Raw genomic sequence first — 25,823 nt, 5'->3', positions numbered from 1 at the left:
ACTTGTCAAATGTTTTTAGTATACTGTACAATGTTTGTATAACATAAGTTAAAGGGTATTATTAAAAAGACATAATTACCTTGTAATATTTGGAAGAGTTAAATGAGAAAAAGGAGGCTATGTAATGTCTAAACATCCATTGGAAAAATGGGGAAGTGTAATGGGCGGTAAGAAAACACGTTGGATTGTTTTAGCTTTATGGATTATGTTTGCCGTTTTATTTGCACTTATCTTCCCGCAAATTAATAGTGTTGAAAACTTTGTGGGTGATGAAATCCCTGATACTTATACATCCATTCAGGCAGGGGAAATAATGGAGGAGGAATTTTCTTCTGATAGTGGGATCCCGTTATTAATTACTTGGTATAACGAATCAGGTCTTACAGAAGAAGATTTGACAAATATTAAAGGGTTATACAAACAACTGGCGGATGAGCCGTTAGATGGACAGGAAACAATCCCGCCATTTCATAACCTTCCCGTTCAAGCATTGATGGGATCGCTTTCCGAGAACGGTGCAGCACTTGTCACACCTGTTTTCTTTTCAACAGATAAAAATTCAAATGTTCTAAAAGAAAATTTAGCGATTATTAAAGAACGTACAGAAAGTCAATTTGGCGAAAATCCGTATGATACAAATTTAGAGGATGAGGGACTTCATGCTCGATTCTCTGGACCGGTTGGGATCTCGATTGATGCGACAGACCTTTTCAAAGCAGCTGACGTACAACTAATGGTTGCCACTGTAATTATCATTTTAGTCATCTTATTAGTAATTTACCGTTCACCAATTTTAGCGATTATCCCGTTAATTGTTGTAGGGGTAGCATATTTAGTTGTCAGTCCGTTACTGGGTGTGATGGCCGAAAACGGATGGATCGATAAAGATGCACAAGCGGTAGCGATTATGATTGTATTACTGTTTGGTGCTGGTACGGATTATTGCTTGTTTTTAATTACACGTTACCGTGATAAATTACTGATTGAAGATAATAAATTTACAGCCTTGGCATCGGCTGTTCGTGAATCGACAGGTGCCATCGTAATGAGTGGTTTAACGGTAGTAATCGGATTAGCGACATTGGCATTGGCGGATTACGGCGCATTCCAGCGTTTTGCTGTTCCGTTTAGCTTTGGTGTATTAATTACAGGTTTTGCGGTGGTTACATTGCTTCCGGCTGTTCTTGGTATTTTAGGACGCGCAGCGTTTTGGCCATTTGTTCCTCGTACGGAAGAGGCCGAAAAAGCAAATGCCGTAAAGAAAAACAAACCATATAAACAACGTAAACCTAATCACCGTTATATGCGTAAGGTCGGTGAATTTGTTACTTCGAAACCGTGGCTTGTCATTATTGTTGCGGGAGCGATATTAATTGGTTTAGCATTTGCTTCAACAACTATTAAGTACAACTATGATTTAATTTCTTCATTCCCTGAAGATATGCCTTCACGTGAAGGATTTACAATCATTGAAGAAAATTTTACACCAGGTGAATTGGCACCGGTTCAGCTGTTGGTAGACGGTGAAGGAACTGATTTGGATATTACAGAGCAACTGTTAAAACTCCCATATGTCGGTGTAATAAAAGAAATGCGTAAAGGTGAAACAAACAGCGAAATTCAACTTTATGAAATTGATTTAGATAAAAATCCATATTCGAATGAAGCGATGGAAGATGTTGAGCAAATGAAGGACGATGTTAAACAAATTCTTGCGGATAACAATATGGAAGACGGCCAATTCTGGATCGGGGGCGAAACAAGCTCTCAACTGGATACAAAAGTCGTTCAGTCAGGCGATGAAAAAATCATTCAGCCTGTCATGATTATTATTATTTTCGTTGTATTATTAGCATACTTACGGGCTTTAATCACATCGATTCACTTAATGGTTACAGTAGTGATATCTTTCTTCTCTGCTTTAGGTGCAGGCTGGCTGATCATCCATTACGGATTAGGTCATGAAGCGATGGCTAGTGCGATTCCACTGTACAGTTTCGTATTTATTATTGCATTAGGTAATGACTATAATATTTTTATGATTTCTGATATATGGAAAAACCGCAAGCGCAGAATTGCGCATAAAGAGGCCATTTCAAATGGTATTGCTTCAACAGGTGCGGTTATTACGTCTGCTGGTCTGATTTTGGCTGGTACATTCCTGGTATTAGCAACATTGCCAATCCAGCTGTTAGTACAATTCGGTATCGTAACAGCGGTAGGAGTACTGCTGGATACGTTCGTCGTACGCCCATTACTCGTACCGGCTCTTATTACGGTGTTTGGTAAATGGTCGTACTGGCCGAACAAAAAGCTCGAAAAATAGCAAAAAGCGTATAGCTCCCCGATGAAAGGGGGCTATACGCTTTTTTAATTAATGAAACTTTAGATTTTGGGCGCTTTAGCGCTTTTGTTCTTAAGAAGATAATGAACCCGATTGCAGGCGATACATAAGTTCATACTTACCGCCGAGTGCCACGAGTTCATCATGGCTGCCTTGTTCAACAATTTCACCACGGTCCAATACTAAAATTTTATCTGCATTTTTAATAGTGGAAAGTCGGTGTGCGATAATAAACGTTGTACGACCTTTTTTCAGTACGTCCATTGCATGTTGAATAATTTCCTCTGTTTCCGAGTCGATATTCGATGTCGCCTCATCCAGAATAAGAATAGCCGGATCAAATGCAAGCGCACGCGCAAACGAAATTAACTGGCGCTGACCGGAAGAAAGTGTACTTCCTTTTTCGATTACAGGCTCATCAATTCCTTTTTCGAATTTTGATAAGACACGTTCGCCTCCGACGGCTTCAAGCGCTTTTTCAACAGTTTCTCTTGAAATTCGCTTATCATTGAGGCTAACGTTCGAAGCGATCGTTCCCGTGAACAAATAAGGATCCTGCAAAACGATTCCCATATGCTCGCGGATCGCTTGGCGCGGAAGCTTCGTAATATCTTTCCCGTCAATGATAATCCGGCCTTTTTGCGGATCATAGAAACGGAACAGTAAATTCATAATCGAACTTTTCCCCGATCCTGTATGACCGACAAGTGCAATCGTTTCGCCTTCTTTTGCTTCAAAGTGAATATCCCTCAGCACATATTCATCATTTTTATAGGCGAATGAAACATGATCAAACACAACATTTCCTTTATAACGATCGATTCGTTCTGTACTTACTTCTTCCCCTTTTTGATCAAGCAGTTCAAACACACGTGAACCTGCTACAAGTGAACGTTCAAGCTGGGAGAACTGGTTGACCAAATTCGTAATCGGATTGAACAGACGAGTAATATAATCAACAAACGCATATAGCGTACCTGCTGTTACCGCTTCAGGCATTGTCATGGATTGAGTGCCGAAGTAAAAGACAAATACGGCAAACATTCCAAGTCGTAAAATATTGACAAGGTTATGGGATGTCGCGGAGTCCAGCATTAAAAGTTTACGATTGTATTTATAGTGTTCGTCATTCATCTCATCGAACTCTTGCTTCATCTGTTCTTCGCGGCGGAATGCCTGAATGATCGTCATCCCATTAATCGATTCATTGATCATTGCATTGATATCCGCAATTTTTGTTCGAATAATATGGTTGTACTGTGAAGCGAATTTCCGGTATAAAATCATCCAAATATAAACAATCGGAATGAGCAATAGAGCGAAGAGTGCCATTTTCCAATTTAAAATAAATAAAGCTATATATACCCCTGCAATGGTAATAAAGCTGTTCGCGAATTGCGAAAGTACAGTTACATACAGATTGCGTATTGCCTCTGTATCATTTGTGACACGGGCAACAACTTTCCCGGCCGGCAAGTTATCGAAGTATTCAATTGGCAGCTTTTGAATATGACCGAATACATCTTTCCTTAACTGCTGAATTACGAAGTTTGCACCACGTTGTAAAAAAATGAACATTAAATAACGGAATACAGCAGTCAGTACAGATAATAAGAAGAAAATCGACAACAGGATAGCGATCGGTTCGACTTGCAGATTACCTGGTTCCATATAATGGTCGATAATGTATTTAGCGATGAACGGTCCTGCAATATCTGTTGCGACCGCAATTGTTAATAAAGCTAATCCGATTAAAATCGGTTTTTTAAATTTTAAAGCATACAGGTACAGTCGTTTTGATGTACTCATTGCTCCACCTCCTCAAGCTGCTGGCGGTCAAACTGCTCTTTGTACCAGCCACCTAAGCGTAGGAGCTCTTCATGTGTACCTCGTTCAACGATACACCCATCATCCAGCACGATGATTTCATCCGCATGCTGAATACCTGACAGGCGGTGAGTCGAAATGATCGTCGTTTTTCCAGCGCGCTCTGTTTGTATATTTTCAATGATTTTTGATTCTGTTTTAGCATCGACAGCAGATAAAGAATCGTCCAAAATTAAAATTTCCGGATCTTTAATCAATGCACGTGCAATGGAAACACGCTGTTTTTGGCCACCAGACAAAGATACGCCTTTTTCACCGACAAGCGTTTCAATGCCAAGCGGTAAAATTGATAAATCTTTTTCAAAGTCTGCCAGCCGAATTGCTTCTTCGATTTCGCTGTTCGTAGCATTCTCTTTCCCGAATAAAATGTTTTCACGGATTGTGCGGGAAAATAGTATATGATCCTGTGGTACATAGCCGATCCAGTCCAAAATCTGTTCTTTAGTCATTTGTGCCAAGTCCGTATCATTAATGGCAATTTGCCCATTGCCCAACGGATATTCACGCAGCAGCTGACGGATAAATGTTGTCTTTCCCGAACCTGTCTTTCCGACAATCCCAAGTGTGTGCCCTTTTTTGAGGTTCAGTGAGATTTGCTGCAAGTTTTTCACCTGAGATAACGGGTACTGGAATGTAAAATCAGCAAACCCGATAGAATTCGGTGTATGATGCGTCATTGGTGAAGGGGGATTTTGAACATCCGCTTCATATTCCAATGTATCCTGTACACGGTCAAGCGAAGCACTTCCTTGCTGCATGACATTAATAAGCTCGCCAATTGCGAACATAGGCCAAATTGCCAAACCTAAATAAACATTAAATGAAACAAGCTGACCGACCGTTAGCTCATTATTTGATACAAGAACAGCACCGTATCCTAATGCGATGACATAACAAATACCAGTTCCGATTTTCGTGATTGGCATAAAAAGTCCGTTAATATAAGCGACACGCATGTTTTTGGCGAAAATATTTTCGCTCATTTCCGAGAAGCGTTCTTCATCTTTTCCTTCTTGAACATATGCGCGGATGACACGAGTTCCTGCAACAGATTCCAGCACATTGTCATTCATCTCACCGAATGCACCTTGTGCTATCATATAGCGTTCATGAACAATTTTACCTAAATATTGAATGATGATAGCCATGACTGGAATTGGGAGCATCGCAAAAAATGTCAGCTTCCAGGAGATGAAAAAGCCCATTGCCAAAATGATCAGTGCCATATAGACAGTCGAGTCAATGAGTGTCATAATACCGAAACCTGCAGTTAATGTAACTGCGTTTAAATCGTTTGTAGCTTTGGCCATCAAGTCACCAGTACGATTTTTTTCGTAAAACGTCGGAGTCATTTTTAAAAATTGATGCATCAGTTTTTTTCGCAAAATACGGTCAAGCGTAATGGAACCGCCAAATAACTGATATTGCCATATGAAGTTTAAAGCGTAGCTCACGATGGCAGCGCCAATAACAAAGCCAACATACTTCAGCAGCTGAGTCTGATTCATATCGCCATTTGTCATGTCATCAATGGCTTCCCCTAAAATCCATGGAGGCAAAACTTCGATAAAGCTCGCCAGCATTAAGAGTACAATCGCAATTGTATATTGCTTACGGTACATTTTTAAAAACCATTTTAATTTCACAAATACATTAAACATTACGTATACCTTCTTTCTTCAATGTTGATCGTGTTGCTACCCATCATCGTATCGATCCAGTTTTAATAGTTTTCGTTGTAAAAAGATAGTCATATAAAGCCCTCCTAAAATATTGTTACACTATAAGGCACCGTACATTTCTTCACGGATTTTTTAAATGCCGCTGCAATGTAAACAAAAAAGACACCTATTCCGATTTTTCGAAAAGGTGTCAAAACGAAAAAGGGCACAGGGGAATCCACACCTGTGCCTTTTATTTACATGTACGTGCAAAATTAAAACAGAAGGTCAGGTTAGGGCAATATGAAATTGTAGCTTTTGAAATGTGTGAATTTACAATTGATGTGTTCATATCCCTTAACTCCTTTCCTTGTTTTGAATTATTTAGTGTTCCTTAATATTAGTGTAGGCAATTATTGTTGTCAATATTTTTTGAAAACATTTTATTTTCAGTGTTGTAATTTTTTGTATTTCTTATAATTAAATAGCCTTAGCTGAAATTCAGTATAAAAGGTACTCATAAAAAGTCACCGGAAGTTTGAAAATTGTTTGTTAATTCTGTATCTTGAAAGTAATACATCAAAAGGAGTGAGACAACAATGAAGAAATTGTTATTGATCATGCTATTTGCGCTTTTGCTCGCAGCATGCGGGACAAAAGAGACGAGTGATGATGTAAATAATGTCCCGGGAAATAATTCAGACAATGTGACACAGGGTAGCCCTGAAGTAAAACCTGAAGTGAAAGAGGAAAAGATTACTTTATATAAATCAGATGAGAATGCGGAAAATACCGTTCCATTTGAAGAAAACTTTGTCAGCGGTGAAGAAGAACTAGTACCGTTTATTTTCTCAAAAGTGAATGAACATGATGTAGAGCTGCTGGATTATACAATGGAAAACGAAGATAAAAACTTAGTGCTAAATTTAGGTGATGATATTTATACTATTCAAGGTTCTGCAGGTGCCACTATGTTTGTTGAAACGTTAGCGCGTTCTTATTTTGAAAATTTACCTGAAGTGCAGGAAGTGACGTTTCTATACAAAGGATCGGACGAACCAATCTTGGATCATATGAATATAGGATTACCATATAAACGAGAAGATTTTGATATGTAGACGGGGGATAGCTGAAGATGAAGCAACTATGGACTAACGGCACGATATATACGATGGAACAGGAAGGGGCAACTGTTCAGGCAGTGCTTGTACAGGATGGTAAAATCCTGGAAACAGGAACATTCGAGGGTTTACAAGTACACGCAGATGATATTATCGACTTGCAGGGGGCAGTTATGTACCCGGGCTTTGTAGATAGCCATCTTCATATGATCGGACATGGTGAAAAATTGATGCGCCTTGATTTAACAGTAGCGACAAGTGGTGAAGAGCTTGTGCAACTGGTGAAAAATGCAGCAGATCAACTTCATGATGGGCAGTGGCTTATTGGGGACGGCTGGAATGAAAATCAATTTACAGATGGCCGCATCCCAACCAAAGAAGAGTTGGATGCAGTAACAAGAAGCCCGATATTCCTTAATCGTGTGTGCCACCATGTTGCTTTAGTCAATTCAGCCGCTCTCCACTTGGCAGGGATTACAATAAATACGGAAGATCCTGCAGGCGGAAAGATAGGGCGACATGAAAATAATGAGCTAAACGGATTGTTGTACGAACAGGCAACGAATCTAGTATCCTCATTATTCAAACAGGAGGGAGAAAGCTATATTGAAAGCTTGGCGCAGTCCTTGCAGCTGGCGATCGAACATATGCAATCCTATGGTTTAACTGGCGGACATACAGAAGAAATGAGTTATTATGGACATTATTTGAATCCATTAACTGCCTATCACCGTGTTGTTGGTGAACGGAAGCATTTCCGCGTTAACTTATTGCGCCATCATGCAGTATTTGAGGAAATGATCACGAATAATGCGCAGTTTAATGAGCCATTTATCGAACCGGGTGCAATGAAAATTTTCGCAGATGGTTCATTAGGAGGCTCTACTGCTGCACTAATGGCTCCCTATGCAAATGATGAACATAATAAAGGGATGCTCATTCATACGGATACTCAAATGGAAGCACTCATTCAATTAGCGCGGAAATATAATGAAGCGGTAGCCATTCATATAATCGGTGATGGTGCAATGGAACAAGTGCTTCAATATCTAGAGAAATATCCTGTAGCTGAAGGAAAGCGCGATCGCCTGATCCATTGCTGCGTCGTATCAGAAGAACAGCTTGCCCGCATGAAGAAACTGCAGGTTATATTGGATTTGCAGCCAGCTTTTGTAACATCAGACTATCCGTGGGTGACTGAGAAGCTTGGGGAAAACCGTGCTGGTCATCATTATGCTTGGAAAACGTTTATAGATGAGGGGTTCATATGTGCGGCAGGTACCGATGCACCGATTGAAGCAATGAGTCCATTTGAAACGATCTATGCGGCAGTCGAGCGAAAAAAGCCAAAAGATACACATGAAGGTTATAACCGCGAGCAAAAGGTTTCCCGTTATGAAGCAGTGAAGATGTACACAGTGGGAAGCGCCGAGGCAATTTGTAAAGAAGACGAACGCGGCTTTATCAAAAAAGGATATGATGCGGATTTTACTATCCTCGATACCGATTTAATGAAATGCAGCCCGGAGGAAATTCTCCAGACAAGTGCATTATTGACCGTTGTTGACGGAAGGATCGTATATAAAAAATAATGAACGCTATAGTAAAAGAACCGCATACTTTTATGTGGTTCTTTTATCATTAACCTTTAAATTAAAGACTGGAAAAAAAAGGTGGAAGTTGTCATGGGGTCAATCCAAAATATCTTACCTCCGATTGTGGATGAAAAAACTAAAGTGCTTATTCTTGGATCGATGCCTGGAAAGCAGTCACTGGAAAAGCAGCAATACTACGGCAACCGACGGAATCATTTTTGGCCGATTATAGAAAAGCTTCTAGCAACCGATATTCCGGAAGACTATAACGAAAGAATTGCACTTCTTCGTAAACATCGTATAGGGCTGTGGGATTCAATTGAAAGCTGTGAACGCGAAGGCAGCCTTGATGCAACAATAAAAAATGAGGTACCGAATAACTTTTCGGAGCTTTTTAAAAAATACCCGCAAATACAGCTTGTCCTATTTAATGGCGGGAAAAGCTTCGATGTTTTTAAAAGACATATAGGTCTCGAAGTATTGGATGGTCGAGCGTACAAAAAAATGCCATCAACAAGTCCGATTCCAGGGAGGAATATTAAAACCTTTGATGAAAAAGTAGAAATATGGAGCATCGTGCTGGAATATTTATCGTAATCAAAAATCTTAACGGTTGATTGATAGCGCAATGCCATCTTATTCGGTATGATAAAAACAAATCATAGTAAAGGGGAATTATTTATGTATCGTGTAGCAGAAGATTTTGTGAAAGATTGGGCGATTTCATCAAAAGGTGCATTGAAAGTAATGCAGGCTATTCCGGATGACAAAATGCATATTGCCATCGTAGATGAGCACAATTCATTAGGGTGGTTATCATGGCATTTAGTGAGTGTAGCAGGCGCATTCGGCCATTTTGCGGGATTGCAAATTCCGGGCCCAGGTCCTGATATGCCACAGCCGGCAACAATGGCTGGAATTATAGAGAAGTATGAAATGGTGCGCGAAGCGTATAAAAAAGAAGCGGCAGCATTAACAGAGGAACAGCTTTTAGAAGAAGTACCTGCTTTTGGAGGAATGATGAAGCGCGGTGAATTACTCAGCAAAGTAATCTCACATCAAACACATCATGTTGGCCAAATGACAGTATTACTTCGCCAAGCAGGCTTAACAGTACCGCCAGTAATGGGACCTACAAAAGAAATGCAATAACAACTCAGCCCCGAATATATTTCGGGGCTTTTTAAATGAAAAAAGATGCCCAAGTATACGTTGGACATCCAGTAAATTTATTTCAGGAAGAAATCATAGCTATTTTTTGCAAGTAATGTAATTGTGACGATGATGAAAAGGACACGCACATAGCCGCTTCCACGTTTAATTGCAAACCGAGAACCGACAATCGCTCCGACAATTTGAGCGGCCCCCATTATCAAGCCATATGTATAATTAATTTGCCCTAAATAGATAAACATTAAAAGTGCCCCGATATTACTCCCGAAATTAAGAAGTTTTGCATTACCGGCTGCCTTTAAGAAATCATAGCCGACCATCAGAAATGCAAAAATCAGGAATGACCCGGTACCAGGACCTAAAAAACCGTCATAAAAACCAATCAGTGAAATCACTAAGAAAAATAAAATATACTTTGTCTTTGAAAGTGATTTGACCGCCGAAATGCTGCCCCAATCTTTTTTGAAAATTGTATAGACCGCTACAGCTGCCAGCATGATCAGCATTAATGGTTTCAATAAGTTCGGATCAAGTAAATGGACAATCCAAGCCCCGATCATCGAACTGATAAAAACCCATGGGAAATATTTCATGACGGATTTAATATCCAGCTTTCCAGACCGATAAAAGGTAATAGTACTCGTTAAGGACCCCATTGTCCCGGCGAGTTTGTTTGTTGCAACAGCTGCAGAGGGACTGAGCCCGGCAAACATTAATGCAGGCAGTGAAATAAGGCCACCGCCTCCCACAACAGAATCGATAAATGCTGCTAAAAAACCAAAACAAATCAAAATAATAACTAGTTGTGGGTCTAACTCAAATCCCATAAAAAAACCCTTCTTTCTTCACATAGAGCAATACACTCATGCTATCGAAAATCAGGAGTAGTGTAAATAGTTAAAATTATGATGCGATTATGATAAGGTAATATATTAGAATAATGGAAACGGAGTATACAAATGAAGGATTATCAATTTTTATTATTTGACTTGGATGATACATTATTGGATTTTAAAGCGGCAGAAAGATTAGCTTTGCCGAAATTATTTGAAGCACATCAGCTACCATTAACGCCTCAAATCGAAGCTGTTTACCGGGAAATTAATACAGGTTTATGGCGCTCGCTTGAAGAAGGGCTGATTACTCGGGACTTTTTAATGGAAACGCGTTTCGGCAAGACATTTGAGTATTTTGGCGTTGAAGTGGATGGCAAGGTGCTGGACGCTGAGTACCGTGGATATTTGGCAGAAAGTAAAGTGTTTGTTGAAGGGGCATTGGAGCTGATTCAAACATTGGCACCAGAATATGAACTGTACATTACATCGAATGGATTGGCGGAGACACAGTTGAAACGCCTACAAGTAACAGGGCTGGCACCTTATTTTAAGCAAGTTTTCGTTTCGGAAGATACAGGCTATCAAAAACCGATGAAGCCGTTTTTTGATTATGTATTTGAGCGAATTCCGAATTTCGACCCGAACAAGGCGATGATTATTGGTGATTCCTACAGTGCGGATATTACGGGGGGCGCAAATGCCGGAATCGATACATGCTGGCTTAACCCGTTGAATGCAGTACCAATAACAATTCACCCAACTTATGAAATACAAAAGCTGGAACAACTTTTACCGATAATAAAAAGTAATAAAGCCATCAATGAACAGCCTTTAGGAATATAGGGAAGACGTTGGTGTTATATAAAATATAAAATGAAATGCGATGAAGCAGGCAAGGAGTGAACGCAATGACCTTAACTATACTGGTCGTTGTAATTGCGATTATAGGTTACTTTATATTTAAATTATATAATCATGACAATACAACATTTTATCAATTGACCGGCTATTCTTATTTTGATCTCCTATTGAACAAAAGTGTCCGAACTTCCTACCAGCTGATGAATGAATTAGAGCATGTTCAAGGTTCAAAGAAAATAATGATGAATCTAAAACTTCCTGTTCATAATGAAGTACAAACAATTGACGCGCTTTTACTTCATGAATCAGGAATTTATGTAGTGAATGTGAAAAAGAAATCTGGCTGGATTAACGGACGGGAACAGAGCATTGAATGGATTGAGTTATTACATAAAAATCGCAAAAACGTTTTTAATAATCCAATCCATGAAACAAAGCGTTTAATCCATGCATTAAAAGACCGGCTGCCGGAAGTGGATGGTGCACTTTTTGAAACGATGGTAGTTTTTACGAATGATTGTTCATTCCAGCAGATTGAAATTCACTCTTCCGATGTCGAAGTGCTGAAAATCGCGGAATTGAAAAAGTGGGCAGCAGCACTTGAAGGAAAACGTTTATCAGATACAGAGATTGAAAAGTTGTACGCGACATTAGAGACCTTTACACATGATATAAATACGACATTACGTTCAGAAGCTGTCACATCGGTAAGTTAATACGAAAGAGAGCAAAGCAGTTTTTTCTGCTTTGCTTTTTTTAGTGTGCCGGGCATGTCTGCCAACTAGGTGATGAAAGTTCACTGTGGACGTTGGGATATGCGAACCATTAGCCGAAGACAAGGGTGTCCGTGGCGACGCGGAATCTGAAGGAAGTCCTAGGCAAAATCTTGGTCTGAGGAATACGAATCGTATGAGGTTGATTCATCTGGATAAGGTTGCTAAACAAACTGAAGTCCCAAATATCCTCGGAAGATGAGTCAATAAATGCGGCAGATAGATGAGAGGAAAGTGGGCAGGCTTACCCCGGGAGATCTGATGAATAACCCCAGAGGAACCTGTGCAGTGATGTACAGCTGAATCATCAGAAGTCAGCAGAAGCCATAGTACCAGCAATGGGAAGGGCTGAACGAAAGGAGTGAACGTGAAGGAGAATATTACATGGAGATGAAGATACAGAACCGAAAGGGCTACCCTAAAAGTAAGGTACGGAATACCTCATGTTTAGGTTTAGCGTGGAATCTATCATGTGCATTTCTCTATACACGCGAACATATGGAAGGATTAATCAACGTAATAATAAGCAGAGATAATTTGAACGAAGCTTTTGAGAAAGTGCGTAAAAATAAAGGTGCAGCCGGTGTCGATGCGAAAGATATAGAGGCAACCCGCCAATACTTAAAAGAGAATAATACTCAGATTATCGAAATGATTAAAACAGGTAAATATAAACCGCAACCGGTTAAAAGAGTTGAAATTCCCAAACCAGATGGAGGGAAACGACTATTAGGAATTCCCACGGTTACAGACCGTGTTATTCAACAAGCGGTTGTACAAGTGTTAACCCCAATACTAGACCCAATGTTTAGTAACTATAGTTATGGGTTTCGCCCGAATAAAAGTGCTCATCAAGCAATTGAACAAGCAAGAAGTTATATTGAGGAAGGTCATAAGTTTGTCGTAGACATCGACTTAGAGAAATTCTTTGATAGAGTTCAGCATGACAAGCTGATGTCACTCATGGCGAAATATATTTTATGTAAACCGACATTAAAGCTAATAAGAAGTTTCTTAAACGCTGGTACCATGATAGACGGAACTTTTATTCACTCAAAAGAAGGTACGCCACAAGGTGGACCGTTAAGTCCATTACTGAGTAATGTAATCCTTCATGAACTTGATAAAGAACTAGAGAAACGCAATCATAAATTCGTTCGTTACGCAGATGACTGCAACATTTATGTCAAAAGTGAAAGAGCAGGAGAACGAGTTAAAGAAGGCGTCACGACATTTATCGAAAAGAAACTTAAATTAAAAGTGAATGAAGAGAAATCAGCAGTGGGAAAGCCGATAGCACGTGTATTTTTAGGTGTGAGCTTCTATAACGCCAGAGGTGTAATCAGAGTATACGTGCCAAAGAAATCAAAGAAGCGTTTCGAAGAAAAGCTAAAATATATTACAAATCGTAATTACTCAATTGATATGGAATCGCGCATTCAGAAAATCAATTATCTCATTCAAGGATGGGGCAACTATTTTAAAATTGCCGACATAAAATCCTACGCAAAGGAAATAGATAGCCATATTCGAAGAAGATTAAGGGCATGTCGATGGAAAGAATGGAAAAGAACCATAACAAAATATAGAAACCTCAAAAGACTAGGTATCAACCATAACGATGCCTATAGAATGGCCAATACTCGTAAAGGGTACTGGCGCTCCTCAAATAATCCAATCATCGACCGAGCATTAAACAATAAATATTGGTTAAAACTCAAGTTGAAAAACCTCGCTACAATCATTAATCCTACATAAAACTTTTGAACCGCCGTATACGGAACCGTACGTACGGTGGTGTGAGAGGTCGGTTAGCCAATTAATGGCTAACCTCCTACTCGATTTTAACAGCAAAGGGAGTAGTGACCACTATTTCCTTTTTTTATTTGAATGAGTTTATGGTACGATACTAGCGAACACATATGAAGGAGGATCCATCATGGGTCTATTATCAAAACGAGCGTTAAGCATTCAGCAGTTTCAAATAAATAGCCGACTTTTTGCATGTCCTATCTGTAAACAGGAAATAGCGATAAGTGATGAAGGAAAAATGAGTTGTCTATCGAATCATACATTTGATGTGGCAAAACAAGGCTATGTTTATATGTTAAACCGTCCTGTCCAATCAATGTATGGGAAAGAATTATTCGATTCGCGTCATACGGTCATTCAAGCAGGAATTTATGATCGGTTACAAGCAGCGATTGCCCGGGAAATCACTGTAGAAAAACCGGTAATTTTAGACACAGGTTGTGGCGAGGGGTCACATTTGCATCGTATTTGCGAACAGCTTGATCGCCCTGTTGGTGTAGGAATCGATATTTCAAAAGAAGGAATAATCGCAGCGGCAAAATACAATCCAGAACAGCTGTGGTGTGTCGGTGATTTAGCGAATAGTCCGTTCAACGAGCAATCATTTGATGCGATTTTAAATATTTTATCCCCCGCAAATTACGATGAATTTAAAAGGCTGTTAAAGCGGGGCGGCAAAGTAATTAAAGTTGTGCCACAGGAAAATTACTTAAAAGAACTGCGTAAACAGGCATTTGCAGATTCGGAAAAGGAAAGCTATACAAATGCTCAAACGGTAGAACGTTTTAAAGCAAGTTTTGCCAATACCGAAGTAAAAAGAATTACGTATACAGTACCGCTTGAAGCCCATTTAGTGCAAAACCTGCTCGAAATGACACCGATGGGCTGGCATATTGATGATAAAGCAAGCATTCAATTACAGGAAATTACAATTGATTTAGATTTATTAATTGGAATGGAGTGAACGTAGATGAAGAAAATCCTAGTATTAGGCGGGACACGATTTTTTGGGCGTAAATTAGTGGAACTTTTATTGGAAGAAAAGCATGAAGTAACAATTGTCACGCGCGGAATGTCGGAAAATCCATTTGGCGATGCAGTGGAGCATATTAAAGTGGACCGTAAAGATACGGCGGCTTTTGAGAAAGCGCTGGAGAATCGTACGTTTGATATTGTGTATGATAATATCTGCTATTCGCCAAACGAAGCAAAACAGCTGTGCGATCTTTTCAACGGGAAAATCGGTAAGCTCGTTTTTACATCTACATTAGCTGTATATGAGGCAGATGGCAAGCCGCATTCTGAAGGAGATTTCGATCCGGATTCATATGGCATCATCATGGGGGACACGCATGAATTTACATATGGTGAAGGAAAGCGTCTGGCAGAAGCGGTATTTTATAAGTTTGCCGAGTTCCCTGTAGTCGCAGTTCGTTTCCCGATCGTCATGGGGGAAGATGATTATACTCGCCGTCTGCATTTCCATGTTGAACGCATTATTAATAGGGAACCGATCGGATTTTCGAATACGGATGCAAAAATGTCCTTTATTCAGGCAACAGAAGCGGCTCGATTTTTACAGTGGGCAGGTAATGATCATGTAGAAGGTCCAATTAATGCGACAGCAAACGGGGTCATTTCTTTAAAAGACCTTATTTCTCTTATTGAAGAAAAAACAGGCGAACGTGCCAAAATAGCATTGCTTGGAACAGAGGAAATCCGTTCACCATACGCCATTCCCGCAACATGGTATATGAAAAATGACAAGGCGGAACAATTAGGATTTTCGTTCAGCCAGCTTGAAGATTGGCTGCCGCCATTAATCGAGCAAATTGCGGGAGCTACCGCAAAACAGTAGCCATTGAACGAAGGCATGACTTTCAATTAAAATGAAGTGAGATTAACGATAAGGTAGGAATGAAACGTGTATAAATTTATTGCAAGAGTTGTATATGGAATTTTAGGGGTTAACGGGTCAAAGGCAAAGGTATACGGGAAAGAAAATATACCGAAAGAAGGCGGCTTTGTTGTTGCCTGTACACATAATGGCTATATCGATATTTTGAACCTGGGGATTTCGATGCTGCCAAAAGAAGTACACTTTATGGCTAAGAAACAACTATTTGATGTGAAAGGATTAGGCTGGCTAATTAAAAGGTTGAATGCATTCCCGGTGGATCGCGACAATCCGGGACCAAGTGTTATTAAAATCCCTCGTCAGCTTATTAAAGAAGGAAAAGTAGTCGGAATCTTCCCGAGTGGAACGAGAAGCTCTGAAAACTCGGAATTAAAAGCCGGCGCAGTGACGATTGCCCAATTGGCGAAGACGGAAATTTTACCGGCTGCTTATATCGGGCCGAAAGATGTGAAAGGTGTATTCAAACGCCAAAAAGGCTATTTGATTTACGGGAAACCATTTACGGTTGGCGCAGGAAAAGAAGGTCGTGAACAATCCATTCAGTTTTTGGAAGATGAACTGAACCGATTGACAGTACACTTAAAAGAAATGCATCCGGAAGTAAAATAACAGGAGCTGCGCGGAATCCTTCGTGCGGCTTCTTTCATTAGGAGTGGATAAAGAGATGAAGCAAGTACTATTCGTATGTTTGGGCAATATTTGCCGTTCTCCTATGGCAGAAGCTGTCATGCGTGATCTGATCGCTAAACGCGGTTTGACGGATAAAATTGCAGTCGACTCAGCTGGCACGAGCAATTACCATATTGGAGAACCTCCGCATAAAGGGACGATGGCGAAATTACAGGAATACGGAATTGTGACAACAGGCATGTTTGCAAGACAGTTGCGCACTTCCGATTTAGACAGTTTTGACTATATTGTCTGTATGGATGAAAGCAATGTGAAAAATACGGTTGAAATGCTTCGTGCAGAAGCAGATGCAAAAGTGTTCCGTTTCCTTGATTTGACGTCACATCAAAAAGATGTTCCGGATCCTTGGTATACAGGAGATTTCCAGGAAACGTACGATTTATGTTTAGAAGGCTGCGAGGCATTGCTGGAGCGGATATTGCAGGATATATAATAATTAGGGAAAGCGGATTTGATTATATGTTTATCAAATCCGCTTTTTCATCTCCCTGCACCGATTTCAGTTTCTCAATAATCACTTCATTTTAATGTTCATATGTCATATCAAATTAGACAGAATCAGATTTTCCGGAAAGCGAGTGGATCTAAAAATGCCAGCTTTGATCATGGCAAAATCTCCGTTTACTTTGTTTGAGTTGGAGGCTCGTTAATGGAAGCAAGCACCGAAGTTACCTCATATCCATCATTCATAATAAACTGTTCCGCAATGAGCCCATCGCCATAGTCATAATAAAAGTGATTTTTCCCACCCTCAACCTCTTCGGTAATTTGAATTAAATTATCATAGTTTTTGTAAGGTGTTTTAAAATTTACGGGATAAGTTACTGTTTTATTTTCAAATGTTTCGCCACTAGCTAGAGGCATTTGTAAAATAATCTGGAGAGATTCTAATTGATTCAACTGTTCTAAAGTAAATGATTTTCTTTCGATATCTATTATTTCTTCATACACGAGCTCTATCGTATCTTGTTTTATACGATAAACTTTTTGTATTTCTGCACCACCATTATCTTCTTGTACTTCAACATAATTATCGAAAAGCCATGTCGTTGTTTCTTTAAATGATGCATATTCATTGCCTGTTCCTAAAAAGTAAGCGACATCCCCATCTTGTTTAAAATAGTTTCGTAATGGCAAATCTGGTTTTTCTCCGATTTCTCCATTACTTGAATCATTTTCTTCGTTTGAAGGTAGAAAGGCTTGATTGGAATCATTTGTTGACCAAGGCTTCAAGAAAATTGCAAGTGCTGCCAGTGCAAAAAGAACTGTAAATACTGCATAGTATAAACGCTTGGAACTTTTTGTTTGCGGCTTTTGCCGTTTTTTCCCGCTTACTTTTGATATAAAGACCTGTTTATCGGACACAATCATGATAAAGCACCCCTTTCTCTTTAATTATCAATTAGACGAAGCAAAGGATCAGCACGTTACATTAAATTTTATTACTGTCTGTTATAAGAAGCACTGTAGAGGGTAATTATATGGCAAAGTATGCAAAGATTCATATGGAGGGAATAGCTATGGATGTGAAGGGAAGACGAAAAAGCAGTAATGTTGAAGATCGTCGGGGAATGAGTGCCGGGAAAATCGGTGGAGGTTTAGGTGGAGTCGGGATAATTATCGCCATTATTTTTACATTGCTCAATGGCGGTGATGCAGGAGATGTTGTTTCCGAAGTTTCAAAGAGCATTACGCAAAACGGTGCGACTTCCGAAAACTATGAACCGACTGCTGAAGAAGAGGAACTTGCCGAATTCGTTTCTGTAGTACTTGCTGATACGGAAGATATATGGCAGCAATTGTTTGCTGATAATGGGCGGACTTACGAAAATCCGACGCTCGTATTATTTACGGATAGCGTAAGCTCTGGATGCGGGATGCAAAGTGCTGCGGTTGGGCCGTTTTACTGTCCGGCAGATTATAAGCTTTATATTGACTTAAGTTTCTATAAAGAGTTGAAAAACCGTTTTGATGCACCGGGTGATTTTGCGATGGCTTATGTAGTCGCACATGAAGTTGGCCACCATGTCCAAACATTATTGGGCACGTCGGAACAAGTGCATGCGCTAAACGGAAAAGTATCACAAGCAGAATACAATGAAGCTGTGAAACGTCTGGAACTTCAGGCGGACTATTACTCAGGTGTATGGGCACACCATGTCCAGGACAAGGGCTATTTGGAAGAAGGCGATTTTGAAGAGGCATTAACGGCAGCAAATGCCATTGGCGACGATACATTGCAGATGGAAGCGCAAGGCTATGTCGTTCCGGAAAGCTTTACACATGGTACAAGCGAGCAACGGATGCGCTGGTTCAAAAAAGGTTATAATGCCGGAACACTTCAAGGCGGCGATACTTTTAGCTTAGAGGCTTCCCAATTATAAATATGACCTATAGCATAGAAAAAATGCTATAGGTTTTTACATTTTTTTATGCAGAGTAATTTAAAATTATTTCAAGTTTATGTATAATAAATAAGTTAAATATATTTTTTCGTTTTTAAATAACGTTACTAATAGAGTATGAAAGAGAGTGAACAAAATGGGTCGTAAGTGGAATAACATTAAAGATAAAAAGGCTGGGAAAGACGCAGCAAATAGTCGTATTTACGCTAAATTCGGTCGTGAAATTTACGTAGCAGCAAAATCAGGTGAACCAAACCCGGAATCTAACCGTGCACTGAAAACAGTTTTAGAACGTGCGAAAACTTACTCTGTACCAAAACATATTATTGAAAAGGCAATCGACAAAGCAAAAGGCGGCGGCGATGAGCAATTCGATGAGTTACGCTATGAAGGTTTCGGTGTGGCAGGTACAATGGTGATCGTTGATGCATTAACAAACAACGTTAACCGTACAGCTTCTGAAGTACGTGCAGCATTCGGCAAAAATGGCGGTAACATGGGCGTATCCGGTTCAGCGGCGCATATGTTCCAAAATACTGCTGTATTCGGAATTGAAGGTAAATCAGAAGATGAAATTCTTGAAATTTTAATGGAAGCAGATCTGGATATGCGTGACATTATGGATGAAGAAGGCACAATTATCGTTTATGTTGAGCCGGAACAATTCCATGCAACTCAAGAGGCGTTTAAAGAAGCAGGCATCGAAGAATTTACTGTAGCAGAATTAACGATGCTGCCAATGACAGATGTTGCTTTAACTGGTGAGGATTTAGTGAAATTCGAAAAAATGATTGATGCATTGGAAGATTTGGAAGACGTGCAACGCGTGTACCACAATGCTGATTTAGGCGAATAAAAATGGAGCTCAAAGATGATTCTTTGAGCTTTTTTTGTGTCTGAAATTCCCGTTGGAAACTAACGGGAAATGGATAGTGCTATTGACTTATTATTCGTTAATAGTATATAGGATTTACCGAAAGAAGTTGCATTTAAATAACCTATAATTCAAAATAAATTTAACAATCAAATATTATACTAGGAGATAAAACAGGTTATGAAAAGAATGGACAAATTAGGTAGTAGAATCATATTGATGATCGGCATTATTTTCGCCGTTATTTTACTATTAACGATTATTATGCTTCAGTTTAATTCCGCTCGTTCAGTTCAGTCATCGGTGAAAGAACGTACGATAGAAGTAGCTAGTAATATCGTAAATTATATAGATGTAGAAAAGTATGAACAACTTATTGAAGAGCCGGAAGCAAATGCAACATATTGGGAATTACGTGAACAGTTAAATGAATTACGCGAATACAATGGTGTCTTGTATGCCTATACCTATTTTGTTCCAGAGGAGAATGGGGAAGTTACCTTATTAGTTGATGGTATGCCGGCAGATGATACCGAAAACGCCGGAATGCTGGGTGACCCATCAGGCTCTACAAAGTATGAGCATATTGAGCGTGTTAACGAAGACGGCCGGTTCGCATCCGATCTTTTAAGCAGTGATTTTGGTGAATATATTACCGGTATTGTTCCGGTTAAAAATGATGCAGGAGAAACGATAGCCTATTTAGGTGTTGATATCGACGCATCGTATATTTCTGCTTTAACAGAGAATGTAGCAAAAGAAATTGTCCCAATTATTGCGCTCATTTTCATCATTATTTTTATAGCAGCCTTATTCGGAATCTATTCTTATATCCGTCGGGCATTATCTCCATTACAAACATTGAATAAAGCAGCAGAAAATCTGGCTTCAGGTGATATTGTTGAATCACAGGCGATGTTAGATAAGCTGAATTTTAAAACGAACAATGAAATCACAGCGTTCGCAAAAAATTTCCAAAGCTCGCTTGTCGAGTTATCTGCCACATTCCAAGTATTGAAGGAACGGACAGATGGACTTGGACAAGTTGTCGATCTAATCGAAAAATCTACAGAACGTGTGAACACATCAAACGGAAAAATGGTAGAAAATATTACCACAATTTCACACAGCGGTTCATTACAGCAAGTAAGCAACAATGAAGTAAATGCCGCAATGAATGAAATGGCAATCGGCATTCAGAAACTGGCTGATACATTCAATGAGATTGCCGAAATTTCTTCTGATATGACAAACCTTGTTGAAGATGGCGCACAAAGTTCCGGTAATGTAGTCGGGCAGATTCAGGGGGTAGAAAAATCGGTTGAAAATACAGCTGTGCTTGTTAAAGAAATGGGAGAAAACTTCCACTCGATCAAAGAAATGGTGACAGTCATTACGAATATTTCGGATCAGACGAATTTACTGGCGCTGAATGCAGCAATTGAAGCAGCACGTGCCGGAGAAGCCGGAAAAGGATTTGCGGTTGTGGCGGATGAAGTGAAGAAACTGGCAGAAATGTCCCGTACATCAGCGGAGGAAATTTCCGGTCACCTGCAAAAATTCTCGCATATTACGGACCGTTTACTAGTTGAGATTGATATGACGACAACGGATGTTAAAGAAGGAACGGTGGCAGTAGGTGAAATCGGTCAGCGCTTAGAACAGATTTTAAATTCTGTATTGAATGTCAACAATCGCATTCAGGACGATTCAGCAGTTGTTGAACAAATGTCGGCAGGTGCAGAACAAATTTTAGCTTCGACTGAGGAAATGAGCCGTCTAGTGAATGATACTTCCGACTATGCAAAACATTTGGCCCTTGCTTCAGATGAACAAACACTCGTAGTCGATGATTTAACAAAAGCGGTTGAAGAGTTGGATAGCCATTCTCGGCAAGTTGTATTGGAAATGGATAAATTCAAAATATAAAGACCGATATAAGCAGCAGAGACCTTTTCTCGGCTGCTTATTTTTTTATGACTTATAGCCTAAAATAATGCTGGATAAATATTCTGAAAATAATTGCAATTTTTGCCATAATCATAAATAATAAAATAGAGGGAATTTCGAATTCCGAATGAATTGAACAGATGAGGTGAACGAGTTTGGTAACATTTAAAGACTTTGACTATAAACGTCCGGATTTAGAACAAATGAAAGAACAGACAGCTGCATTATTGGAAGAATTTAAAGCTGCAACTACTGTAGATGAACAAAGCGAAGTGATCGAAAAATTAAATGCGATCCGCAATACATTTTCTACAATGGCCAATCTTGTCTATGTACGTGCATCAATTGATACAAATGACGATTACTACCAAAAAGAGCGTGACTATTTTGATGAAGTAAGCCCAATGGCAGATGAGCTTGTTTTTAATTACTATACAGAACTGGTGAAATCGCCTTTCCGTGCACAACTGGAAGAAAAATGGGGCACGCAGCTATTTGCATTAGCCGAAAATTTATTGAAAGGTTTCTCTCCTGCAGTAATCGAGCTTATGCAAAAAGAAAACAGATTAACATCTGAATACAGCAAGCTCGTTGCTTCGGCTCAGATTGAATTTGACGGCAAAACATTGACATTGGCACAGCTTGGACCATATGCTGAATCGACTGAGCGTGAAGTTCGTAAAGCGGCACGTGAAGCGAGTGCAGATTTCTATGCTTCGAATAAAGAAAAATTCGATCAGATTTATGATGAGTTAGTAAAGCTTCGTCATGAAATCGCGGCAAAATTAGGATTTAAAAACTATGTGGAACTTGCCTATGTCAATATGAACCGTGTTGACTACAATGCAGAGATGGTCGCAAAATTCCGTGAGCAAGTACGTGAAAACATCGTGCCGCTTGCAACAAAACTGTACGAGCGCCAAGCAGAACGCATCGGTGTGGAAGACTTCAAATTCTATGATGAAGGCTTAACATTCCTAACAGGAAATGCCGTTCCTCAAGGTGACCCGGAATGGATTATTAATAACGGTAAAAAAATGTACGAAGAACTATCAGAAGAAACAGGTGAGTTCTTCAACTATATGATCGAACATGACCTGATGGATCTGGTTGCGAAAAAAGGTAAGGAAAGCGGCGGATACTGTACGTTTATCGAAGACTACGAATCACCGTTCATCTTCTCGAACTTTAATGGCACATCTGGTGATATCGATGTACTGACACATGAGGCAGGACATGCATTCCAAGTGTATTCAAGCCGAAATATTGGGATTCCGGAATACTTATGGCCGACATATGAGTCAGCAGAAATCCATTCTATGAGTATGGAATTCTTCACGTGGCCTTGGATGGAGCTATTCTTCAAGCACCAGACTGATAAGTATAAATTCTCGCACTTAAGCAGCGGGCTACTATTCTTGCCATACGGTGTAGCGGTCGATGAGTTCCAGCATGTCGTGTATGAAAACCCGCAAATGACACCAGCTGAGCGCAATGCTGCATGGAAGGAAATCGAATCGAAGTATTTACCGCATCGAGACTATGATGGTCATGACTATTTAGAATCAGGAGCTATTTGGCAGCGCCAAGGCCATATTTATTCATCTCCATTCTATTATATCGACTACACATTAGCGCAAATTTGTGCATTCCAGTTCTGGAAGCGTTCACGAGAAGATTTTGAAGGCGCTTGGAAAGACTATCTGCACCTATGCAGTCTTGGCGGTTCATTTGCTTTCACAAAACTTGTTGAGGAAGCGGGCTTAATCTCGCCATTTGACGACGGCTGTGTGGAGTCGGTTGTAGGGACAATCGAAGACTATTTAAATTCAATTGACGACAAAAAGCTATAAAATTTATGAGGTGCGTTTCGCAAATATTATTTTGCGAAACAATCCTTTTTTATTTTTTGTATTTTATGAAGCTTTGTGGCATGCTAAAACGTACATAGTATAGTGAAAATTAAAAGGAAAAGAAAGTTTGAGAAAGAGAGTGAGCCGATGACCAGAAAACTGTGGTTCCAAGTGGGCGTAGGAATTTTACTTACATTATTAATCATCAAATATTTTATTGAAATTCATCCGATTTTTAATCCGATTATCATCATTTTTACGACAATTCTTGTACCGTTATTACTCGGTGGGGTGCTCTATTATATTTCGGAGCCATTGCAGCGTATATTGGAAAAGCGAGGTATGCCGAGATGGGGAAGTTTAATAACGATTGTCCTTATAATTGCTGGTTTATTAGCAGGCTTTCTGATTCTAGTTGGTACTCCGATTGCAAACCAAGTTAACAGACTTGTTGAAAATGCACCGACGATCGCTAAGGATATTGAAGAAGCAGCTGATTTTATTTTAGATAATAGGGAAAATATCCCGATGCTGCCACCGCAAATAGAAGAGTTTATAGCATCAGTAACCACTTCTATTCAAGATATTGCTGTCGCTAGTAGTAAATATCTAGTTTCATTTTTGAGTGGAGCGGTAACGGTAACATTAACATTGGTACTGGCGCCATTTTTCTTTATTTTTATGTTGAAAGACCATGAAAAATTCGCTCCTCAAATTTACGGTATATTTTCCGGGGAACGCCGCACATGGGTGAAGAAAACATTGGAAGATATCGATAACGTATTAAGAAGCTATGTACAGGGACAGGTACTGGTCAGCTTTTTACTCGCGATTATGATGTACATCGGTTATTTGATCATTGGTTTGGATTATTCATTGTTACTTGCTCTTTTTGCATTTTTCATGAATATGATTCCATTTATCGGACCATGGCTTTCCCTCGTACCGGCAGTGATTGTAGCACTTCTTAATAACCCATTTGACATTATTTGGGTCGGTGTTGTAACGCTTATCGCACAACAAGTAGAAAGTAACCTGATTACACCGAATGTTATGGGACGTTCTTTGGATATCCATCCGTTGACGGTAATTTCAATCGTATTGGCAGCAGGGAATATTGCCGGTTTTATCGGAATTTTAATCGCCATTCCTACGTACTGTGTCCTTAAAGTAATCGTTCAAAATATTTATGAAGAACGCAAACAGATTAAAGAAGCAGCCACAAAGAATGTGTAATAAATTTAGCGGGACATATGTGATAAGCATATGCTTCGCTTTTTAATTTTCGCCGGAAACGGTATACTTATTAATTGAAAAGACATTTAAAAGGAGCATACAATGCTAACATTTGAACAAAAACAAGAAATTATCGAATCATTTCCTCAGTTGACTAAAAAGGAAATTTCATTAAAACGAGTGAATTATCACTTTGAAGGAAGTCTTTACGAAAAATCAATCGTTGTAGAAAAGCTGCATCCAAACGGCAATGGCTTTGTTTTCGTGGGCGACTTATTGAAATATGAAAAAGAAGCTGGCGATAACGGGCTTGTTAATATTCGCGACTACAGCGAGGAAGCGTTGCGTGAAATCGTGCGCGATTCCATCAACTACTTATCTGAGGAAGAAGAAGAGATTTTACCGATTGTCGAGACATGGATATCACGTGAAGGCACGACGAAGCTTGAGCTTGAGTTTAACGATCGTTCTTGGAATATTTATCATCAAGGAAATTTAGAGGAAACATTCGGTACGCGTGAAGACGCTGTCGCATATTTACGTGAGGAAGGTTTCCGCCTTTCAAAATAGATAAGTGAGGGAATCGAAGTATGACACAACAGAATTCATCGAAGGAAATGTCCGGAAATAAAATGGTCAAAATTATCATCGGTACAATTTTAGTAGTATCCATTGCTATTGTCATTGTAATTCAAGTATTTTACATGTTGTGGGAACCGAAAGACCCGAAACAAATCGAGTTGAACAAAAGTGAAGAGTTGAGCGATGTAAATTCAGTTATGCTTCCGGTTGAGGAACAGTTGAATATAGGTTAAATAATCCCCCTTCGCCGGC

The 25,823-nt window shown here is 39.6% G+C and carries 23 protein-coding genes; 19 read left to right on the top strand and 4 right to left on the bottom strand.

The features are described from left to right. Window positions 1-124: 124 nt before the first annotated feature. A complete protein-coding gene (locus MKX73_RS05720; protein ID WP_340716662.1) occupies window positions 125-2,326 on the top strand; it encodes an MMPL family transporter in 2,202 nt (733 codons plus the stop codon). A gap of 90 nt (window positions 2,327-2,416) precedes the next feature. On the opposite strand, the gene MKX73_RS05715 is transcribed toward MKX73_RS05720, so the two are convergent. Both MKX73_RS05715 and MKX73_RS05710 read right to left on the bottom strand, forming a co-directional pair. Next, a complete protein-coding gene (locus tag MKX73_RS05715) occupies window positions 2,417-4,153 on the bottom strand; it encodes an ABC transporter ATP-binding protein (RefSeq protein ID WP_340716661.1) in 1,737 nt (578 codons plus the stop codon). Further along, on the bottom strand, window positions 4,150-5,892 hold the full coding sequence (locus MKX73_RS05710) for an ABC transporter ATP-binding protein (protein ID WP_340716660.1): 1,743 nt from the start codon (window positions 5,890-5,892) through the stop codon (window positions 4,150-4,152). Before MKX73_RS05710 ends, MKX73_RS05715 begins: the two co-directional genes overlap by 4 nt. Before the next feature lie 599 nt (window positions 5,893-6,491). Here MKX73_RS05710 and MKX73_RS05705 point away from each other — a divergent pair. The 4 genes from MKX73_RS05705 to MKX73_RS05690 all read left to right on the top strand — a co-directional run bounded on the left by MKX73_RS05705 (window position 6,492) and on the right by MKX73_RS05690 (window position 9,760). Further along, window positions 6,492-7,010, top strand: coding sequence for a fructose-2,6-bisphosphatase (locus MKX73_RS05705; RefSeq protein ID WP_340716659.1), 519 nt, complete (start codon window positions 6,492-6,494; stop codon window positions 7,008-7,010). A gap of 17 nt (window positions 7,011-7,027) precedes the next feature. After that, the gene (locus MKX73_RS05700; RefSeq protein WP_340716658.1) at window positions 7,028-8,605 is read left to right on the top strand and encodes an amidohydrolase; all 1,578 of its coding nucleotides are present in this window, start codon (window positions 7,028-7,030) and stop codon (window positions 8,603-8,605) included. Window positions 8,606-8,698: 93 nt separating this feature from the next. Then, window positions 8,699-9,205 (top strand): DNA-deoxyinosine glycosylase, encoded by a 507-nt coding sequence (locus tag MKX73_RS05695; RefSeq protein WP_340716657.1) that lies wholly within the window; start codon window positions 8,699-8,701, stop codon window positions 9,203-9,205. A gap of 84 nt (window positions 9,206-9,289) precedes the next feature. Then, the gene (locus tag MKX73_RS05690; protein WP_340716656.1) at window positions 9,290-9,760 is read left to right on the top strand and encodes a DinB family protein; all 471 of its coding nucleotides are present in this window, start codon (window positions 9,290-9,292) and stop codon (window positions 9,758-9,760) included. A 77-nt stretch (window positions 9,761-9,837) separates the two neighbouring features. Here the strand turns inward: MKX73_RS05690 and MKX73_RS05685 are convergent, their stop codons facing one another. After that, a complete protein-coding gene (locus tag MKX73_RS05685) occupies window positions 9,838-10,608 on the bottom strand; it encodes a TSUP family transporter (protein WP_014822492.1) in 771 nt (256 codons plus the stop codon). Window positions 10,609-10,740: 132 nt separating this feature from the next. On the opposite strand from MKX73_RS05685, the gene MKX73_RS05680 reads away from it, so the two are divergent. The 7 genes from MKX73_RS05680 to MKX73_RS05650 all read left to right on the top strand — a co-directional run bounded on the left by MKX73_RS05680 (window position 10,741) and on the right by MKX73_RS05650 (window position 17,104). Continuing rightward, the gene (locus MKX73_RS05680) at window positions 10,741-11,460 is read left to right on the top strand and encodes a YjjG family noncanonical pyrimidine nucleotidase (protein WP_340716655.1); all 720 of its coding nucleotides are present in this window, start codon (window positions 10,741-10,743) and stop codon (window positions 11,458-11,460) included. A 65-nt stretch (window positions 11,461-11,525) separates the two neighbouring features. After that, window positions 11,526-12,194, top strand: coding sequence for a nuclease-related domain-containing protein (locus tag MKX73_RS05675; RefSeq protein WP_340716654.1), 669 nt, complete (start codon window positions 11,526-11,528; stop codon window positions 12,192-12,194). 555 nt (window positions 12,195-12,749) lie between these two features. After that, complete coding sequence (gene ltrA, locus MKX73_RS05670; protein ID WP_340718855.1) at window positions 12,750-14,009, top strand: group II intron reverse transcriptase/maturase; 1,260 nt, start codon at window positions 12,750-12,752, stop codon at window positions 14,007-14,009. 181 nt (window positions 14,010-14,190) lie between these two features. Next, window positions 14,191-15,027 (top strand): putative RNA methyltransferase, encoded by an 837-nt coding sequence (locus MKX73_RS05665; RefSeq protein WP_340716653.1) that lies wholly within the window; start codon window positions 14,191-14,193, stop codon window positions 15,025-15,027. A 6-nt stretch (window positions 15,028-15,033) separates the two neighbouring features. Beyond that, window positions 15,034-15,921: an NAD-dependent epimerase/dehydratase family protein gene (locus MKX73_RS05660; protein ID WP_340716652.1), complete on the top strand. Its 888-nt coding sequence runs from the start codon at window positions 15,034-15,036 to the stop codon at window positions 15,919-15,921. 66 nt (window positions 15,922-15,987) lie between these two features. Beyond that, window positions 15,988-16,590 carry a lysophospholipid acyltransferase family protein gene (locus MKX73_RS05655; RefSeq protein ID WP_340716651.1) on the top strand — a complete coding sequence of 201 codons (603 nt, stop codon included), beginning with the start codon at window positions 15,988-15,990 and terminating at the stop codon, window positions 16,588-16,590. Between the two features lie 55 nt (window positions 16,591-16,645). Beyond that, entirely contained in the window at window positions 16,646-17,104 is a 459-nt protein-coding gene (locus MKX73_RS05650) for a low molecular weight protein-tyrosine-phosphatase (protein ID WP_340716650.1), read from the top strand. A 188-nt stretch (window positions 17,105-17,292) separates the two neighbouring features. Here MKX73_RS05650 and MKX73_RS05645 read toward each other — a convergent pair whose 3' ends face one another. Beyond that, complete coding sequence (locus MKX73_RS05645; RefSeq protein WP_340716649.1) at window positions 17,293-18,042, bottom strand: hypothetical protein; 750 nt, start codon at window positions 18,040-18,042, stop codon at window positions 17,293-17,295. 149 nt (window positions 18,043-18,191) lie between these two features. On the opposite strand from MKX73_RS05645, the gene ypfJ reads away from it, so the two are divergent. From ypfJ to MKX73_RS05610, 7 genes are all read left to right on the top strand, one after another. Beyond that, complete coding sequence (gene ypfJ / locus MKX73_RS05640) at window positions 18,192-19,055, top strand: KPN_02809 family neutral zinc metallopeptidase (RefSeq protein WP_340718854.1); 864 nt, start codon at window positions 18,192-18,194, stop codon at window positions 19,053-19,055. A gap of 157 nt (window positions 19,056-19,212) precedes the next feature. Next, a complete protein-coding gene (locus MKX73_RS05635; protein ID WP_340716648.1) occupies window positions 19,213-19,932 on the top strand; it encodes a YebC/PmpR family DNA-binding transcriptional regulator in 720 nt (239 codons plus the stop codon). A gap of 198 nt (window positions 19,933-20,130) precedes the next feature. Then, a complete protein-coding gene (locus MKX73_RS05630; RefSeq protein WP_340716647.1) occupies window positions 20,131-21,879 on the top strand; it encodes a methyl-accepting chemotaxis protein in 1,749 nt (582 codons plus the stop codon). 176 nt (window positions 21,880-22,055) lie between these two features. Further along, window positions 22,056-23,753, top strand: coding sequence for a M3 family oligoendopeptidase (locus MKX73_RS05625; protein ID WP_340716646.1), 1,698 nt, complete (start codon window positions 22,056-22,058; stop codon window positions 23,751-23,753). A gap of 147 nt (window positions 23,754-23,900) precedes the next feature. Further along, window positions 23,901-24,989, top strand: coding sequence for an AI-2E family transporter (locus tag MKX73_RS05620; RefSeq protein WP_340716645.1), 1,089 nt, complete (start codon window positions 23,901-23,903; stop codon window positions 24,987-24,989). Between the two features lie 102 nt (window positions 24,990-25,091). Beyond that, window positions 25,092-25,559, top strand: coding sequence for a hypothetical protein (locus MKX73_RS05615; protein ID WP_339174159.1), 468 nt, complete (start codon window positions 25,092-25,094; stop codon window positions 25,557-25,559). A gap of 20 nt (window positions 25,560-25,579) precedes the next feature. After that, complete coding sequence (locus MKX73_RS05610; protein ID WP_340716644.1) at window positions 25,580-25,804, top strand: hypothetical protein; 225 nt, start codon at window positions 25,580-25,582, stop codon at window positions 25,802-25,804. Window positions 25,805-25,823 lie beyond the last annotated feature (19 nt).

It is taken from the genome of Solibacillus sp. FSL W7-1436, from assembly GCF_038007305.1.
Lineage (GTDB): Bacteria > Bacillota > Bacilli > Bacillales_A > Planococcaceae > Solibacillus.
Note: the sequence above shows the minus strand (reverse complement) of the source record. Positions and strands in the feature narration are given on the sequence as shown.